The following is a 15562-nucleotide window of genomic DNA, read 5'->3' as shown; positions in this document are numbered from 1 at the left end:
GCAATACAACGATCGGCCGCCTTCAGGCGGCCCTATTCGGAGGCGCATGGTCGACCATACTCGGAAGCATCGAAAGAAGATTTTGCAAGCGGCGGTGAAAACGCGACGCGCCGGCCTGACGTTCGCGCCGGCATCGCCAGCCACTTCGCCCTTTATCGGCCAGCACCGCCAGACGCAAGCCGTACTGATACACCTGATCGGCCATGATGACGCCCAGGAGGAACATGAATGAACCTGCAGCCCTTTACCGCCATGCTGATGTTCGCCTATGTGCTGCTGATGGTGCCGCTGCTCTACGTCATCGACAGCCGCCTGAGCGCCAGCAAACTGGTGCGCAAAGCCACGCAAAATCTCATCATCATCGCCTTGACGCTGTTGTTCTTCAGCGCGATGACGCTGCTGTATTGACCTTGCCGCGGCTGTCGGCGGCGGATCGTCACCCGGCGTCCGAGCGCCTGGCCCGCGGATATTTCCACAGCCAGCGCCCGCTGACCATGCGCCAGTAAAACAAAGCGCCGCGCACCGCCCAATCGAGGAACATCCCCAACCAGACGCCCACCACGCCCATGCCCAGTTCGATGCCCAACGCGTAGCCGGCCACCACGCGGCACCCCCACATGCCGAGCATCGTCACCCACATGGCGAAGCGGGCGTCGCGCGCGCCTTTCAACCCGGCGGGCAAGACCCAGGAAGCGGCCCAGATCGGCATAAAGGCGGCGTTGAGCCAGATCAGGGTTTTCACCACCGTTTTCACATCATCCTGCGAGGTATAAAACGCGGCGAACACCCCGGCCAGCGGCGCGGTGCCCCAGGCGATGGCGGTCAGCCCAAGGGTCGACAGCCAGAAAATATGGCGCAGCTGCCGCTCCGCCTGGCCGATCTCGCCTTTGCCGAGCCGCCGGCCGACGATAATGGTCGAAGCCGATCCCAACGCGTTGCCCGGCAGGTTGATCAACGAAGCGATGGAGAAAGCGATAAAGTTGCCGGCGATCACGTTGGTGCCCATGCCGGCGACAAACATCTGCGTCAACAGCTTGCCGCCGTTAAACAGTACCGACTCGACGCTGGCGGGAATGCCGATCCCCAGCACTTCCCACAGGATGCTCATTTTGAGCGGCGTGAAATAGCTTTTCAACGTGATGTGCAGCGCCGGATTAAAGCCGATCGCCAGCACGTAGAGGATGGCGATGGCGCCGATATAGCGGGAAATCGTCAGCCCCAGCCCGGCGCCGACGAACCCCAGGCCATGCCAGCCCAGCATGCCGTAAATCAGGATGCTGCTGATGATGATATTGAGGATATTCATGCCGCCATTGATAAGCAGCGGGATCTTGGTGTTGCCCGCGCCGCGCAGGGCGCCGCTGCCGATCAACGCAATCGCCGCCGCCGGGTAGCTCCACACCGTGGTTTGCAGGTAAGAGAGCGCCAGCGCTTTCACCTCCGGCGAGGCCGCGCCGGCGATCACATCAATGATAGGCTCGCCCGCCAGGTGAATGCCCGCCGCCAACAGCAGCGCCACGCCGGTCATCAGCACCAGCGACTGACGCGCCGCCGCCCGCGCCCGCCGGCGATCGCGCTTGCCGAGGCTGAAGGCCACCACCACGGTGGTGCCGAGATCCACCGCGGCGAAAAAGGCGATGATCACCATGTTGAAACTGTCCGCCAGCCCCACCCCAGCCATCGCCTCTTTGCCGAGCCAGCTCACCAGAAAGGTGCTCAGCACCCCCATCAGCAGGACACAGGCGTTCTCCAGAAAGATGGGCACCGCCAGTGGCGTGATCTCGCGCCAGAACAGCACGCGGTAGCTTTTCCGTTTGGCGTACCAGCGCGTATTTTCCACGCGCTGACGCAGTGCGGCATACAGGTTCAAGATGGACTCGATGGGTAAAAGTGAAACATCATTTCAAATGATGATCGATAAATCGTTATCCTGCAAAGAATTTTGGGGCGCCCATGAAGCGCGCCCGAAAGGCATGCCGGCGCGCTACTCCATGTAATCTTCCTGATCGGCCTGCGCCGCCGCGATAAAGCGGGCAGTACTGCGGCTGAGCGCAGCGCATTTTTCCGTCAGCAGCTGATTGTCCTGTTGCAGGGTCAGGTAACGCGCCTGGGTAAGCGCCGGCAACTGCCGATACCCTGCCACCTGCGTGTCCCAGCCGCGGCGCTGCGCCGCGCGCATTGCGGTGCGCTGCAGCTTCACGTCGTCCGGTATCTCGCTGCGCCCGCAGTCCACGCGCAGGAAGTGTCCGCCGGCCAGCATCGAAGCGATGTGATCCAGCTGCGCCTGCAGCGGCGGCGCCGGTTTATGCGCCGTCTGCTGACAACCGGCGAGCAGCAGCAATGCCAGCGCGCCGCAAAGAGACGTGCGAAACAGAGTCAACATGGGGGCTCCGGGAAAACCTGTGGGTGATGAGATGATCTTAGGTGAGCGGACGTCGGGCGGCAAGGCGAGCAGCACGCGCGGCCCGCTTAGCGTCGGCCGCTGCTGACCTTGGTGGCGCGGGCGGGGTTGCCGGCGACGAATTCCAGCGTGGGGGAATAGTAAAACGGCAGCCAGGCGTTATAGCCGCTCTCCCACTCCCATTTGACCGGGCAAGGCCACAGCATGTCTTCATGCAGGATGTAATAGATCCACCGCCCGGGCGGGCGGCGCGGTTTGCGCGTTTTCATAGCGGGTTCGACGGCCTGATGGAATGCGATAGGGTCAACTGCTGCATTTTACCGCGATTTTCGCCGTGGGGACAGCCTGCATTGCCGGCTTCGCCCCGGCGCCGGCAAGCGCCCTTTATTCACCGCCGCCTGCCGGCGCGCCGCTCTCGGCCCCCAGCACCACTACCCTGTCGGCCGAGTCGATGGTCGACTTTCTGTGGGCGACGATCACGCGCGTAATATTCAGCGAAGATATCGCCCGGTTGATCGCCGACTCATTCTCAACGTCCAGATGGCTGGTCGCTTCATCCATAAACAGCACGCTCGGGCGGCGATAGAGGGCGCGCGCGATAAACAAACGTTGCTTTTGCCCGCCGGAGATGCCGTTGCCCAACTCGCCGATCAGGGTTTCGTAGCCCATCGGCATCTGCATGATTTCATCGTGGATATTGCTGTGTATCGCGCAGGCCATGATCAGCTCTTTATTGGCATTGACCTCAAACCCGCTGATGTTTTCCGCAATGGACCCGGAGAACAGCCGGTCGTCCTGCAGCACGCAGGCGATCGCGTTACGGTAGTTATTCACCCCGACTTTATGGATATCCATCGCGTCGGCCAAAACCTGGCCGGAAGTGGGGCTGAGCAAACCGCACATCACCTTCAGCAAAGTGGTCTTGCCCGCGCCGGAGGCGCCCACGACGGCCACGCTTTCGCCGGCCGCAATGCGCATGTTCAGGTCTTTGAAGATTGGCCGCGACAGCGCGTCATATTGATACGTAAGATTTTTTACCTCAATGGCAATCCCCGTGCCCGAGGGGAAAACCTGTCGCGGCGCGGACTCCGTCTCCGCATCGGTAAAGACGATGTCGGATATCCTCTCATTGTGCAGCGACAGCATGCGCAAGCCGATCGCCAGGTCGATCAGGCTCGAGGCCCGCTGAGAGAACTGGCCGCGATAGGCATTGAACGCCATGAACATGCCGAGCGTCATGGAATTGTCGATGACCATCATGGCGCCAAGCCACAGGATCGCCACCTGATCGAGCGTTGTGATAAAGGTATTGATCCCGCCGAACATCATATTGAATCGAGTGATTTTGATATTGGTATTGGCGGCGTCGACGTTCAGATTGAGCCAATAGCTGGAGCGCGTTTCCTTGATGCCCAGCGCCTTGACGGTCGAGATGCCGTACAGCGTCTCCATGAAATGCGAGTTGGCCTTGGCCGCCTTGACGATCTGCTCCTCCGAGAATTGACGGTAGGTTCTGTAAGTCATCATCCTGATGAGGATGTAGATCAGAGTGAAGCCCGCCACGACCCAGACCAGCCAGCCGCCGTAGACCATCATCATCGCGAACAGCCCGACCGTCATGATGCCGTCGATGATCCCGCTGACGATATTATTGGTAAAGGTGGTTCTGATCGCATCCAGCGAGGAAAAGCGCGATTGAATGTCCCCCAGGTGCCGTTTCTCGAAAAAATCCAGCGGCAGCTTCATCAGGTGTTCAAACAGCGTCGTCTTCCACTGAATATCGGTCAGCGTCCCGAGCACGATGGAGATCCAGGCCCTGGCGATACTGACCACCGCGCGGAACAAGGTGAAGAAGATCAGCCCCAAACAGATGACCGTCAGCAGGCTGTAGTCATGCGCCTGAATGACATGGTCGGTCACCAGTTGCGTTCCCACCGGCAGCAGCAGGTTGACCGATTCGATGACTATCGATAACGCAAAGATCTTGAGCAGCGTCCCCGGCAGGCCCTCGATGTTTTTCATCAAATCCAGCAGGCGCAAACGGGTCTTGAGGGTCTCTTTTTGAAAGGCCCTGTCGGGCCACAGCTCCAACGCGATGCCGGTAAAGTGATTCGACATCTCCTGCAGCCCGATCACTCTGCGCCCGAAGGCCGGATCGTGAATGACAAAACCGGCGCGCTGCACCTTAACCAACACCACGAAGTGATTCATATTCCAGTGCAGTATGCAGGGCGTTTTCAGCTGATTGATTTCGTCGATGTCCAAGGACAAGGCGCGCGTCTTCAGCTGGATTTGCGACGCGATTTGAGAGATCGTCCCCAGGGTCGCGCCCTGGGTGGAAATGCCGAATCGCTGCCGCAGGCTCAGCATATCCACATTAAACCCGTAATAGGAGGCGATCATGGCGAGGCACGCCAGGCCGCATTCCGATGACTCCGACTGCAAGATGCTCGGCACCCGCTTGCGCAGTGAGAATGTTAACTTCTCGTTGATCCGTTCAAAGAGATTATTGTCCTTCATCGACTCGCCCCACGACGCTGTTTTTTATGTCATACAAAGGCGCGATCGCCCACTGATAAAGCGGTTTCTTATCCAGGAAGACGATGACCCTGGCCTGCAGCCCGCTGCTGATTTCGAGATATTTGCCTTTATCGCTGAATTGCGTGTCGCTGATGGACGCCAGCACTTTGTAGTAGGCGTTCCTTTCCCTTTTATTTCCGCTGCTGTATTCCGACATTTCCTGCGGGGAGGCGGGGACCGACGAGATGGATTCTATTTTTCCCGGAAACTGACCGAATTTATCCGACGGGAAGGCTTCATAGCGAATGTTGATGCCATCGCCGATTTTCACGTAGGGCAAACTGTTATTCGGCAGCCATAAAACCAGATAATATTTGATGTTATCAATCGGTTTGATTTGCGCCAGACTGCTGCCGCTCTCGACCACCTGCCCGGCGGTCACGCTCAGCGACTCGATTTTCCCCTTGAGCGGCGCTTTGATAATGACCTGGCCGCCGGCATTGGACTCCGCCAGCTGGCGTTGTAAATCACTGCGTTGCGATTCGCTTTGCGATATCTGATTGTCGTAATCGGCGGCGCGAATCAGCAAATCGCTGCGCAACTGCGACAGTTGAATATTTTGCTGGATCTTTTGGCTGTAGAGCGCCTGATACGAGCTTTGCTGTTGTTGAAAGAGCGAGCGCTGATAATTTAACTGATCTTTGGTGATCAGGCCTTTCGTCAAATAGTGTTCGTAATTTTTCAGGCTATCGCGCATTTTATCCATCCCCTCTTTGGCGCTGAGGTTCAGTTTCTCGGTTTCTTTATAGGCGTTTTCATAGCTATTGATCTGTTTGCGCAAATTATCCAGCATGGCGGTTTTATTTTTATTCAGCTTGCTGATTATCGAATCCAGATTGCTAATCTGTTTGCTTATTTCGCTGGCCGCGATATGGCTGACATTGCCGGACGTGGTGCTTCTCGAGACATCAATCACATACAGCGGTTCGTCCTTTTCCACGACGTCACCGGCTTTATGGAATGCCTGGCTCACGTAACCGTATTGGGAGGAAAACACATTGGTGGAATGCGGGATGCTGATCACCTCGCCTTCAACATCGACCCGGCGCGTGTACTCGCAAAAATAGAGTGCGCCCGCCAGGATCAGAATAAAAGTGAAACAGGTGGCGGCAATCACATGGCTCGACGCGCCGGAAATTAACAGCGCCCTGCCGGTCCATCTTTGACGTTGATAATTGACCGCCTCCTGGCGGAAAATATTCCTGCTCTTATTATCACTCATAGGAAGAACCTGCGCTTGCCTGACCGGGAGACAGCCGCAGCGAGAACGCTGCGGCTTTGGACCGCGTATGGATTTAGCTGATGGTGCCGTTAATCAGCCCATCGAGGCCTTTTTTGGAGTATTCCAGCGTGGTGTCCCAGCCAATAACGGCTGCGGCCACGCCGCTGGCTACGCCGCCCAGGATGCCGCCGGCGACCATGCCGACGCCCTGGCCAATCGAGCCGACGCCCAGCAGGCCGCCGCCGTCGCCGCCATGCTTACCGCCGATGACGGCGCCCGCCATGCTGCCCACGGAGGCGCCCAGAGCGATGGATGAAACGGCTTCCGCGGCATTGGAGACGGCGCTGCCAATCAGCCCCGACAGTCCATTGCTCATATCCCAGGAATAAGCGCCTGACACTTCATTCATTTCGATAACAGACAGTTCTTTCATTGGTTAATCTCCATATTTAAACGGACAAACACTGCCATACATGCGTGTTGTCATTGCATTGGCATCGGCCTGCAGCGCCTGATGCCACCAATAATGTCGCGCGAACAGACGACATTATATTTTTAATAGGGGGCTCTTTAATTCTGCGTAATGGTGAATGTCATCACCGCGTCGGCCTGTCCGGGGCTAATGGCTCCCGTTTGCTTATAGCGCGCCATCAAGGGGATCCTGATCTCTTTTTCAGCCGCGGTGTGGTAATTGATCGGTCTGGAAAACGTTAATGGATTACGGTTCTCATCCAACACTTCCACGGCGACGCCCTTCGCCGCATCGGCGCCGTCGGCGATATCAATCATTCCCACGCCTGGCGAATTTCCGGCCGCCTCGAACGTGACCTGAACCGGAATATTGTCCTCCTGACATTGCAGAACCACGGAAAAATTGCGTTCGGAAGACGCCGCCGTGCTGCCGACGCCGTTAAACTCGCTGCGTTTAGGGCTGCCCAGATTTACCGTTTGATTTTTATAGTTCAAATCAACCAGGCAACTTTTCTGAATGACCTTCATGCCGGAAATACTGATATCCAAAATGGAGGTCGAATCCAGATAATATCTGGCGATAATTTTCCCGCCCATATCGCCGCCGGTTTTGATCGGGCCGGTTTTAATAAACGTCAGCCGAACATCGTTTCGATTGATCCACGGCGTCAGCAAGTTGGGCGAAATCGCCGTGTTGACGGGCACGTTCTTATTGCTCTGCCATAGGTCTGAAATCGTCACCCCCACGCCCTCGATGCCCGTTTCAAATACGCCGGGCAGCGCGCTCGGCGTCAGCGGCGACATGGAGCGATAGGCGACCGAACCGGAACAAAGAAAAGAAAACGTCGTGCCGTTAATGCTGTTCTCGGTTCGAACAGCCAACTGCTCGCCGACTTCAATGCGCGGATCCACGGCCAGCGTCAGCAACCCCATACGGGCGGTTTTCGCGTTGGTGGTACAGGTGCCGGCATAAACCGCCGTCGTGAGCGTCGCCAGCCACACCAGGGCGCCGTAACCGAATATCCTGAGAAAAACGTTCATTTTCACTCTCACTTAAAAGTCATGATGGAAATAGAGCGAGATCTATTGGCAAACGCCGTTTAGGGTTTGGAGACCCGCTGACGGCGGCTCCGCCGGCAACTGGTAACGGATGCGGCATTGGTTCTCGCCATTCCTGCCCCACTGCGCGATGAGCAGGCCCTTTTCCGCCATGCCGGTCAGATAGACCACGCCGTCGCCGCCGACCAGGAACGGCTGAGTCGCCCCCTCGGCAAGACGCAGGCTGGCGCCCAGCGGCAGGGGTGCCCCCTGCGAGTCCGTCACCTTCATCAAAATCCGTCTGCCGACGTTGGCTTTGAAATTCGCCCGGCTCACCGCGCCGCGAGTCGGCGTGACCGACTGGTTCGTCAACTCGAGATCGACATCATCCGGCAAGCTGTCGACATCGAGGCGAATCGAATTGTTGCGATAAGGCGTGGCGTAAGGAACGATCGCGTAGCCGCGCCAGTCGGTTTTCACCCCGACCTGATTGCCGACCGCCACATCGCTCGCGCCGGCCGCCTGTACCAGGGCGACGGTTTCGCCGAACGGTTGACCGAAGGTCACACCATCTTCATGGGCGATCACCCCGCCCTTCACCCCGTAGTTGACGCGCTGTTGACTGCGATCGTAGGCATAGCCCGCCGTGAGTTCGCCGTACGTCGCGCGCCAGTCGGCGTTGGCGTTGCCGCTGTTGCCCTGGCCCTGGCTGCCATACCCTTCCTGTACGCTCCAGCTGAGGTTGCCGCCGGCCAGCGCCGTGCCGTTGAGGCCCGCCGTATGGCTGGTATTGCCTTTTTTGCTGGTGTTGAGGTTGTAGGTGGCGTAGGTGTTGCTCAGCCATTTCTCTAATGGCACGCTGATGTTGAAAGCGAAGATCTGATCGCGATCGTAAATGCGCCCGCGGTTCGAATCGCCGTAAATAGCCTGTGAATTCCGGCTGTAGCTGTAGTTAAAACCGTAGCTGATGCCATTCCAGCTATTGTTGTAACCCGCGCTCAGCGACTGCATATTGCGCTCGGAGCCCCAATAGTCTTCGGAGACCGCGCTGAGTGAAAGCGACCCCGCCCCTTCCCATAAATTCTGGTTCAGCGTGATTTCGCCGCGATTTTTGCGGCGGTCTATCGGGGCGTAACGGTTGCCGCTGCGATAGGTGTCCAGCACTTCCTGCAGCCCATAGTAGCCGCTGGTCGAATAGCGGTAGCCGGCGATGGCGAAGTTCGTCCCCGTCTCGACGATATTTTTGCTGTACCGCACGCGCCATGACTGACCATCGCTTTTCGGTTGATGCTCCTGCTTTGCCCACGCCTGGGTGACGTCGGCCGACAGGGCGCCGAACTCGCCCAGGTTCTTGCCCAGACCCAATGCCAGCGATTGATACGGCCCGGCGAATTGGCCGCCGCCATACAGGGTGAAACCGGCGGGCAAGCCATAAATCAGGCTGGCCTGCGAGAAGATCTTTTTATCCACGCTGTGATCGTAAGTGCGGTATTGCCCCGAGGTCAGCGCATATTTCAGCCGCCCTTCGCGTTGCAGCACCGGCAGGCTGGCGAAGGGAACGGTCAGGTGCTGTTCGCTGCCGTCCGCCTCCTTGATAGTCACCTCCAAATCGCCGCTGCCGCCGGTCGGGTACATGTCCGAAATTTCAAACGCGCCCGGCGCAACGTAACTCTGGTAGATGACATAGCCGTTTTGGCGAATGACCACTTGCGCATTGCTGCGCGCGATGCCGCGCACCACCGGCGCATAACCGCGCAGGCTTTCCGGCAACATGTCGTCATCGGAAGCCAGCTGCGCGCCGCGAAACGATACGCTGTCAAACACATCGGACGGGCTGCTGCTTTCGCCGAGCGTCAGCAAGCTTTTCAGGCGGATGATATTGCGCTGGGCGTAGGTATAGACGGAGTCCCAACGATCCTCCGACGCTCGCCCGCCGCCGGCGCTGTTGTAGCTCCAGGTGGTGTAGTTCCGCACTCGCCAGGCGCCCAGGTTGAAGCCCGGCCGCAGGTTGAGGTAATAACTGCTTGCGCTCTGGGTGAATCGATCGCGCCCCTTGCTGTTGCTGCCGGTGAAGCCATAGTTCAGCAGCATCGCCGGCAGGCCTTCATCCCATTGTTCCGGCGGAACGTATCCGCGCACCTTATTTTCCAACGCCGCCTGGGGGATACTCAGCATCAGGCGTTGGCGGTTAAATTGAAATTGCGCCGAGGCCTGCGGGATCGCGGCCAAATTCGCGCAGCGATCGGCACCGGCCAAACCGGGAAACAGCTCAACTTTCACCCCAAGCCGTTTCAGATCTTCCCGCGTCAGACAAGGCTGCAGATCGGCCTTCTCGTCGCTGCCGGCCCGCAGAGCGAACGACACCTCGCGCGTTTCCAGCAGCATGTCGTTCACCCAAATATCGACCCGATACGTGCCGGGAACCTGCTGGCCATTTTCAAAAATCGACAGATCGACGTGCTGCTGACCTGAGCGCCCGGTTTCCAGCAACGCCGGATTAAAATAGTCACGAGAGAAGGCGGGATTAGCCATGTTGCCGCATACCGCCGTTGTTGCCGTGAATAAGGCTATGCGTTTCAGCCAAGCATCCCGCTTCGCTAATATACGCTTTTGAGTTATCATTCATTAGCTCCATTATTGAAATGTTTTATCCCTCTGTCTGCCTTCCCTTACAGATTAAATACCTGACTGATGTTCTTTCCCTGTGCCGCCATAATCATTAATTAATTTCCAGCTTACCGACGTTGCGCCCGCCACGGGCAATGCAAACATTTCGCTGCTCATCGGCGCGATATACGCCACCTCTTTCATTTCCCGCCCCCCGATGCGGACATAATGAAAGTTCATATAATAAGGCGTTGGGTTGGTGAGTTTTAATTCTGAACCGACACGCTGCCATTTCAGCTGCTGCGTCACTTCTTCGGGCACCTGGCGGAGCAGCGGCGCCGGCCGATAAATCAATTTAATGCGGGTCTTGACCGCTATTTGCAGCGTATTCGATTTACCCGTCTGGGTTGTTGAAGGAATGGATTTAATATTCATCCAATACAAGCTTTCTTTATCTTTCGGTAAGCCATCGCCCACTTTCACGATGCGCAGCATATTTTCCTGGTTGCCGTCCAGCCGAAATAAAGGCGGCGTAACGATAAACGCGATTTTATCCACCCCGCTTTGTTGATTCTCCAGCCAGGACTGAATCAAATACGGTTCTTTATCCGGATTCTCCACGCTGATTGACGCTTCTTTTTTTTCGCCGTTGAATATCACCCGCGTCCCGCCAATCACCACGCCGGCGTGAACCGTAGACGCAAACAATAAAATAATGAAAGCCGCTAAGGCGCCGTAGCGATTAAAACGCATAATATTATCTCCGAGGCAATACAGCCCGCTGTGAACCAGCGGGCAAGAAAATATTATCAGTTATAATTCAGCGTAAAGGTGGCGACGCTATTAGCTTTACCGGCGGTAACATCTGCCTGCGTGGAAATATAGCGGGCGGTAAAATCGAGGTTATTTTTCACGCCGCTACCGGAAGCCAACGGATAAGCCGTCGACGCCGTGTAAAGCGGCAGAACACTGTTAGAAATATCAGACAGTTGGATACCGACGCCGGTAGCGACATCCGTTTCCTGGGTCAGCTGCAATACGTTGCTGTCCCCGTTATCGGCCGCGCCGTCGAACTTAACGGTGGCGCTTTTTACCGTATCCGGACAATCGGTGACTTCCAGCGTGAATTTTGTCGCGCTGGACGTTGATCCTTTGCCACCCGCAAATGCCGTTCGGGCCACATCACCCAAAACAACATTTAATGGATTACTCAAGTCATTCGTGACCTTGCACGCAGCATCGACAATATTCCCGGTAAAATTAACCTGACCATCTGCTGCCAGAGCAGGTAAAGCGCTTGAACACGCTGCCGCGACAAATGCCAACATAATCACTTTTTTTTCCATCATGGGTACTTCTCCTTTTGATTAGACAGACTTCAAAATATCCCCGCCACGGAGAACCCGAACAGGGAGAATAGGAGCTCCGCTCCTTTCACAGTTAATTATGCTTAGCTTTCCCCCTTTAGCAATACATAAAATCAATGTAAAGATGAGAAAAGATAATTACCCCAAATAGAATTAGCATCATTCTTAATTTTATTTTGAAAAAACCGCCAAATCGGCGTTTCTTGATTCAATCATCTGGCCGCCAGGGAATTTATTCTCGCGCTATTCGAAGGCGCTTTCGCCAGATCCTCCTCATTTCCCCCTCAGCCGGAAAATCGGGCGACATCGCCGTAAAATGAAAGCCGGGCGATAAAACTCGCCCTGAAATAAATGACAGTTATATTACGAAAGGCATCACGACGCGGCGGCAGCGAGAGGAGCAGAGGAATAGGAAAAGCATGGCGATAACGGTTTATCGAACAGGAGGGAGAATAAGGCATTCGCCGTTCGTGAAACCGGCGCGGTCATGTGACAACGAGAAAATGGCGTTACGCAGAAATATTCTGTCTGACGCCGTTCACTATTTCGAAAACAAGGCAACAATGCGCTCTGTCGCGCAGAATAACGCATTGCCGCCTTATTGTTTTTCGGCGCCGCTAATTAATCGTCATGGCGATAATCTTCCCCCAGCCCTCTGCCGGGTAGGGTTTCACACGCCAGGCCATCGCCCGCGGGAACGGCGGACGGATAGTTATCGTCAGGCGTGATAAAGACCGGCGTGGTCGCGATAAACCCATCGTTGAACACCGCCTCGATAAAGGTGGCCTCCCAGCCTTGCGCCGGGGCGGCCAGACGAAACTCGCCGCGATCGGCCTCCGCTGCGGCCAACGGCTCCGGGGTAAAGCGTACGCCGCACGAATAACGAAAATCTCGGGCCGTGCGGTTGTGCGCGCTCCAACGCCGCACGGTGGCCGGCGGTTCGGAAAAACGCAGCGTGCGCACCGCAGCATCCGCGGCGCTGCCTTGCACCTCGATCGTCGGCAACGCGATATCGCGCTGGCGGCGCTTGATCATCGCCAGTATGGCGCGTTCGGCGGCCGGCCGGCTTGCCGCGCGATCCCCGTCGGCAATCACGCGCAGCGAAGCCTCTCCCGGTGAGGCGCTGAAATAGAATCGCGTGCTGTCCGGCGGATAACGTTCGTCGCCGCTGGCGATGATGACATATTTCGCCGCCGCTGGCCGCTCTCCCGCCGTCGGCGGCGGATAAGCGGTGGGATCCGCTATTTGCATCAGTTTGTCGAACGCCGGCGTCTCTATGCGCCGATCGATGCCGAGTTGGTAATAAGGATGAAACGCCAACGGCCAACGGCCGCCATACGTACGATAGGTATGCTTCAAGACCTGCCGCGCCGCGACCCCATCCGGGAACATGGCGACGACGGCATCGATGCGCTCATCCGACAATGACGCCAGCCACGCCGCGGTTGCGCCGCTCGCCGCGCCCGCCACGATGAATTTATCTATCCCCCATCGGCTCAATTCGCGCTGCGCCAGCGTCATGGTTTGCGACAAGGCCGCCGTCATGGGGATCGCCAGCGGCATCATCAAGTACTCATCCGCATCGTCCAGGAACAATCGCCAGCCTCGGGCCTGGCTGTCCTCCCCCGCACGACGCCGCCCCTCATTTTGATATTCCAGGTACGGATAAGGCAGCCGGTTGACGACAATCACGATGGTGTGACTTTCCGCCGCCAAGGCCGCCGGCGTAGCGACGGAAAACGCCGCATTTTGCTTGCCTGGCCCGCTCGCCCCTGCGGCGGCGCAAGCGCAGTCATCGCTCATCAGCACCAACGCTTTACGGGCAAGCGCCCCGTTGGGGATATAAATATCCACATCGTGCCACCATTGCGTCGGCCGGATGGCGTCTTGCGGCGACCAGGATTGCGACATCAACCGATAATGGCGTATCGACACGTCATGGCCGTTATCCACGCCCTTTAACGAATATGACAGAGGCAATATGGCCAACTGATTGTTATAACAAGGAATAACGGTGTGCAAGGCGGGATGTTCGTCCGCAAAGCAGCGATCTTCCTCTGCCGCCATGGCCTGCCGCCCGCCGATTAAGGCCAGGCAAATCAGCGCGATGTATCCGATGCGTTTCAGCATTTTTTCCTCCCCCCTTTGTCCGTGGCAAATCCCTTTTACGCCGCCTGGCGGCAGGAAACCTTCCGCGCGCCTAGAGCACCTGATGACAGCGTATCGGATAGCCAAAGCTGTCCTTTTCGAACGCCACGTCTCTGTCGTTCTCGCCCAGCAATAGGCTGTAAACGCCGTTTTCCTCATAACGGCTCATGGCGATATACAGCACCACCTCCCGATGGTCAGCGATCGTAAACTGTTTGCGCCTGGCGTTGATTTCCAAGGTAAACGCCACCACAGGATTGTTGTTCAGAAATACCGAGGTCTGCTGCATGGAGACGATCCTGCCCTGCGCTTTCTCGGTCACCTGAAAGGGCGTGGCGTCATTGGGGGCGCGTATATCCACCTTCTTTTGGATATAGATAAAGTTAAACACCGCCAACGCCACCGCCACGAACAGATTGATGACCATGATCAAGATGATTTTATTCGCCATGAACTCTCCCTTTGCCGTTCTTCCGGCTCCCGACATGAGCGAAGTAAAAGTGCCCTTGCGGGCACTTTTCATTAAGGGCCGGGCTTATGACGATTTACGGCCAAACAGCTGCGAGAAGGCGCTAATCCCGGCATCGATGACGGCGCCAATGCCCTCACCGAGTTTGGCGCCGGCGCCCGCCGCATCCGCGTGGATCCCGAATAGACCGGTACCGGCATCTACGATGGCGCCAATGCCATTGCCCAGGATTTTGCCGGCATCGGAAGCGATGCCTGCGCCGGAAACCGCCATGACTTCTGCTTCAGTCAGTTCTTTCATACTGTCTCCTTTGTATTTATCGACATGTTTAGTAATGAAAAAATGAAACCCTCACTGTTTGTTCACCTCCTTGTTAACTGCCCACGAAAGACCCTGTTGCCAATGCGTTCACCCGCGCGGCGGTGACAATGTCAGAACAGGCCGAACTCACGGCAGAGATAATCGGCGACGCCATTGCGGCTGTTGGGCAGCGCAATCGGGTTAAACGGCAGCGCGCGCTTCAATTCGCCCATGGCATTGCCCATCACCACCCCCGTTCCGGCCCAGCGCAGCATGTCCAAATCGTTCATCGCATCGCCGAAAGAGAGGCAATCGCGCATCGCTATCTGTTTGGCGCTCAGATAGTCGGCCACGCTTCTGGCCTTGGAAATATGCTTATCCATGATGTCTATCGTTTCCGCAGAGGACTTACAGATGGACAGCGTTTTTCCGAAAGCCTGACTGACCTCGTCGTAAAACCGCTCGATCAGCGCCGCTTCACCCTGCAGCAGCACTTTCAGGATCGGTTGCCGTTTCATCGCCTCCGGCTCGACATAGCGGCAAGCGACGCCCGAGGTTTTGATATAGTCGGCAAAATGCGGATTCTCTTCGGCCATCATCCATCCTTCCTGGGTGAACAACGTCACGTGGAGCGGACAGGCGAAGAGGTAATCCATCAACATCATTTGGCTGTCGCGAGGCAGGAAATAGCGTTTATCCGCCACCGGCCGCCCCTCGATATTGACCATCGCGCCATTGCAGGAGACGATCGCCGGCGAGAACCCCAAGCCATCCACAATCCCGCGCGCATCCGCATCGCAACGGCCTGTCGCGATGACGATTTCCAGCCCGCGGGCATGCAGGATATTGAGCGTTTCCACCGTCAGATCAGACAGATTCCCGGCAGGATCCAGCAAGGTTCCGTCAAGATCGCTCACGATCGCCCGGTATTTTATTTTGCCGTCGATAGCAAGCCACAT

Annotated in this window: 16 protein-coding genes; 2 read left to right on the top strand and 14 right to left on the bottom strand. The window is 57.0% G+C overall.

What is annotated here, in order from left to right; translation table 11 throughout:
* Positions 1 to 46: 46 nt before the first annotated feature.
* Positions 47 to 232 (top strand): hypothetical protein, encoded by a 186-nt coding sequence (locus ACJ8M3_RS02420; RefSeq protein ID WP_033643635.1) that lies wholly within the window; start codon positions 47 to 49, stop codon positions 230 to 232.
* The gene (locus tag ACJ8M3_RS02415; RefSeq protein ID WP_015378373.1) at positions 229 to 408 is read left to right on the top strand and encodes a hypothetical protein; all 180 of its coding nucleotides are present in this window, start codon (positions 229 to 231) and stop codon (positions 406 to 408) included. Before ACJ8M3_RS02420 ends, ACJ8M3_RS02415 begins: the two co-directional genes overlap by 4 nt.
* A gap of 28 nt (positions 409 to 436) precedes the next feature.
* On the opposite strand, the gene ACJ8M3_RS02410 is transcribed toward ACJ8M3_RS02415, so the two are convergent.
* From ACJ8M3_RS02410 to ACJ8M3_RS02345, 14 genes are all read right to left on the bottom strand, one after another.
* Positions 437 to 1870 carry an EmmdR/YeeO family multidrug/toxin efflux MATE transporter gene (locus ACJ8M3_RS02410; RefSeq protein ID WP_033650790.1) on the bottom strand — a complete coding sequence of 478 codons (1434 nt, stop codon included), beginning with the start codon at positions 1868 to 1870 and terminating at the stop codon, positions 437 to 439.
* 114 nt (positions 1871 to 1984) lie between these two features.
* Positions 1985 to 2383: a type II secretion system pilot lipoprotein GspS gene (gene gspS / locus ACJ8M3_RS02405; protein ID WP_089197199.1), complete on the bottom strand. Its 399-nt coding sequence runs from the start codon at positions 2381 to 2383 to the stop codon at positions 1985 to 1987.
* Between the two features lie 86 nt (positions 2384 to 2469).
* Positions 2470 to 2670: a hypothetical protein gene (locus tag ACJ8M3_RS02400; RefSeq protein ID WP_015378375.1), complete on the bottom strand. Its 201-nt coding sequence runs from the start codon at positions 2668 to 2670 to the stop codon at positions 2470 to 2472.
* Between the two features lie 115 nt (positions 2671 to 2785).
* The gene (locus ACJ8M3_RS02395) at positions 2786 to 4921 is read right to left on the bottom strand and encodes a peptidase domain-containing ABC transporter (protein WP_004935271.1); all 2136 of its coding nucleotides are present in this window, start codon (positions 4919 to 4921) and stop codon (positions 2786 to 2788) included.
* Entirely contained in the window at positions 4908 to 6203 is a 1296-nt protein-coding gene (locus ACJ8M3_RS02390) for an HlyD family secretion protein (RefSeq protein WP_004935276.1), read from the bottom strand. Before ACJ8M3_RS02390 ends, ACJ8M3_RS02395 begins: the two co-directional genes overlap by 14 nt.
* 73 nt (positions 6204 to 6276) lie before the next feature.
* Positions 6277 to 6636: a hypothetical protein gene (locus ACJ8M3_RS02385; protein WP_004935280.1), complete on the bottom strand. Its 360-nt coding sequence runs from the start codon at positions 6634 to 6636 to the stop codon at positions 6277 to 6279.
* A gap of 137 nt (positions 6637 to 6773) precedes the next feature.
* Positions 6774 to 7715, bottom strand: a complete 942-nt coding sequence (locus ACJ8M3_RS02380; protein ID WP_033643645.1) for a fimbrial protein — start codon at positions 7713 to 7715, stop codon at positions 6774 to 6776.
* A gap of 42 nt (positions 7716 to 7757) precedes the next feature.
* Positions 7758 to 10334 carry a fimbria/pilus outer membrane usher protein gene (locus ACJ8M3_RS02375; RefSeq protein WP_033643646.1) on the bottom strand — a complete coding sequence of 859 codons (2577 nt, stop codon included), beginning with the start codon at positions 10332 to 10334 and terminating at the stop codon, positions 7758 to 7760.
* 54 nt (positions 10335 to 10388) lie between these two features.
* Positions 10389 to 11072 carry a fimbrial biogenesis chaperone gene (locus tag ACJ8M3_RS02370; protein ID WP_069100821.1) on the bottom strand — a complete coding sequence of 228 codons (684 nt, stop codon included), beginning with the start codon at positions 11070 to 11072 and terminating at the stop codon, positions 10389 to 10391.
* Positions 11073 to 11128: 56 nt separating this feature from the next.
* On the bottom strand, positions 11129 to 11668 hold the full coding sequence (locus ACJ8M3_RS02365) for a fimbrial protein (RefSeq protein WP_004935293.1): 540 nt from the start codon (positions 11666 to 11668) through the stop codon (positions 11129 to 11131).
* Between the two features lie 639 nt (positions 11669 to 12307).
* Positions 12308 to 13816 (bottom strand): PhoPQ-activated protein PqaA family protein, encoded by a 1509-nt coding sequence (locus ACJ8M3_RS02360; protein WP_033643648.1) that lies wholly within the window; start codon positions 13814 to 13816, stop codon positions 12308 to 12310.
* A 70-nt stretch (positions 13817 to 13886) separates the two neighbouring features.
* A complete protein-coding gene (locus tag ACJ8M3_RS02355; RefSeq protein WP_033643649.1) occupies positions 13887 to 14285 on the bottom strand; it encodes a hypothetical protein in 399 nt (132 codons plus the stop codon).
* An 84-nt stretch (positions 14286 to 14369) separates the two neighbouring features.
* A complete protein-coding gene (locus ACJ8M3_RS02350; protein ID WP_004935304.1) occupies positions 14370 to 14603 on the bottom strand; it encodes a hypothetical protein in 234 nt (77 codons plus the stop codon).
* A gap of 131 nt (positions 14604 to 14734) precedes the next feature.
* Complete coding sequence (locus ACJ8M3_RS02345; protein ID WP_033643650.1) at positions 14735 to 15562, bottom strand: Cof-type HAD-IIB family hydrolase; 828 nt, start codon at positions 15560 to 15562, stop codon at positions 14735 to 14737.

Origin of the sequence: Serratia sp. CY55921, assembly GCF_052167655.1 — a bacterium.
GTDB classification, from domain to species: domain Bacteria; phylum Pseudomonadota; class Gammaproteobacteria; order Enterobacterales; family Enterobacteriaceae; genus Serratia; species Serratia ureilytica.
This window is presented reverse-complemented; position numbering and strand designations above follow the sequence as displayed.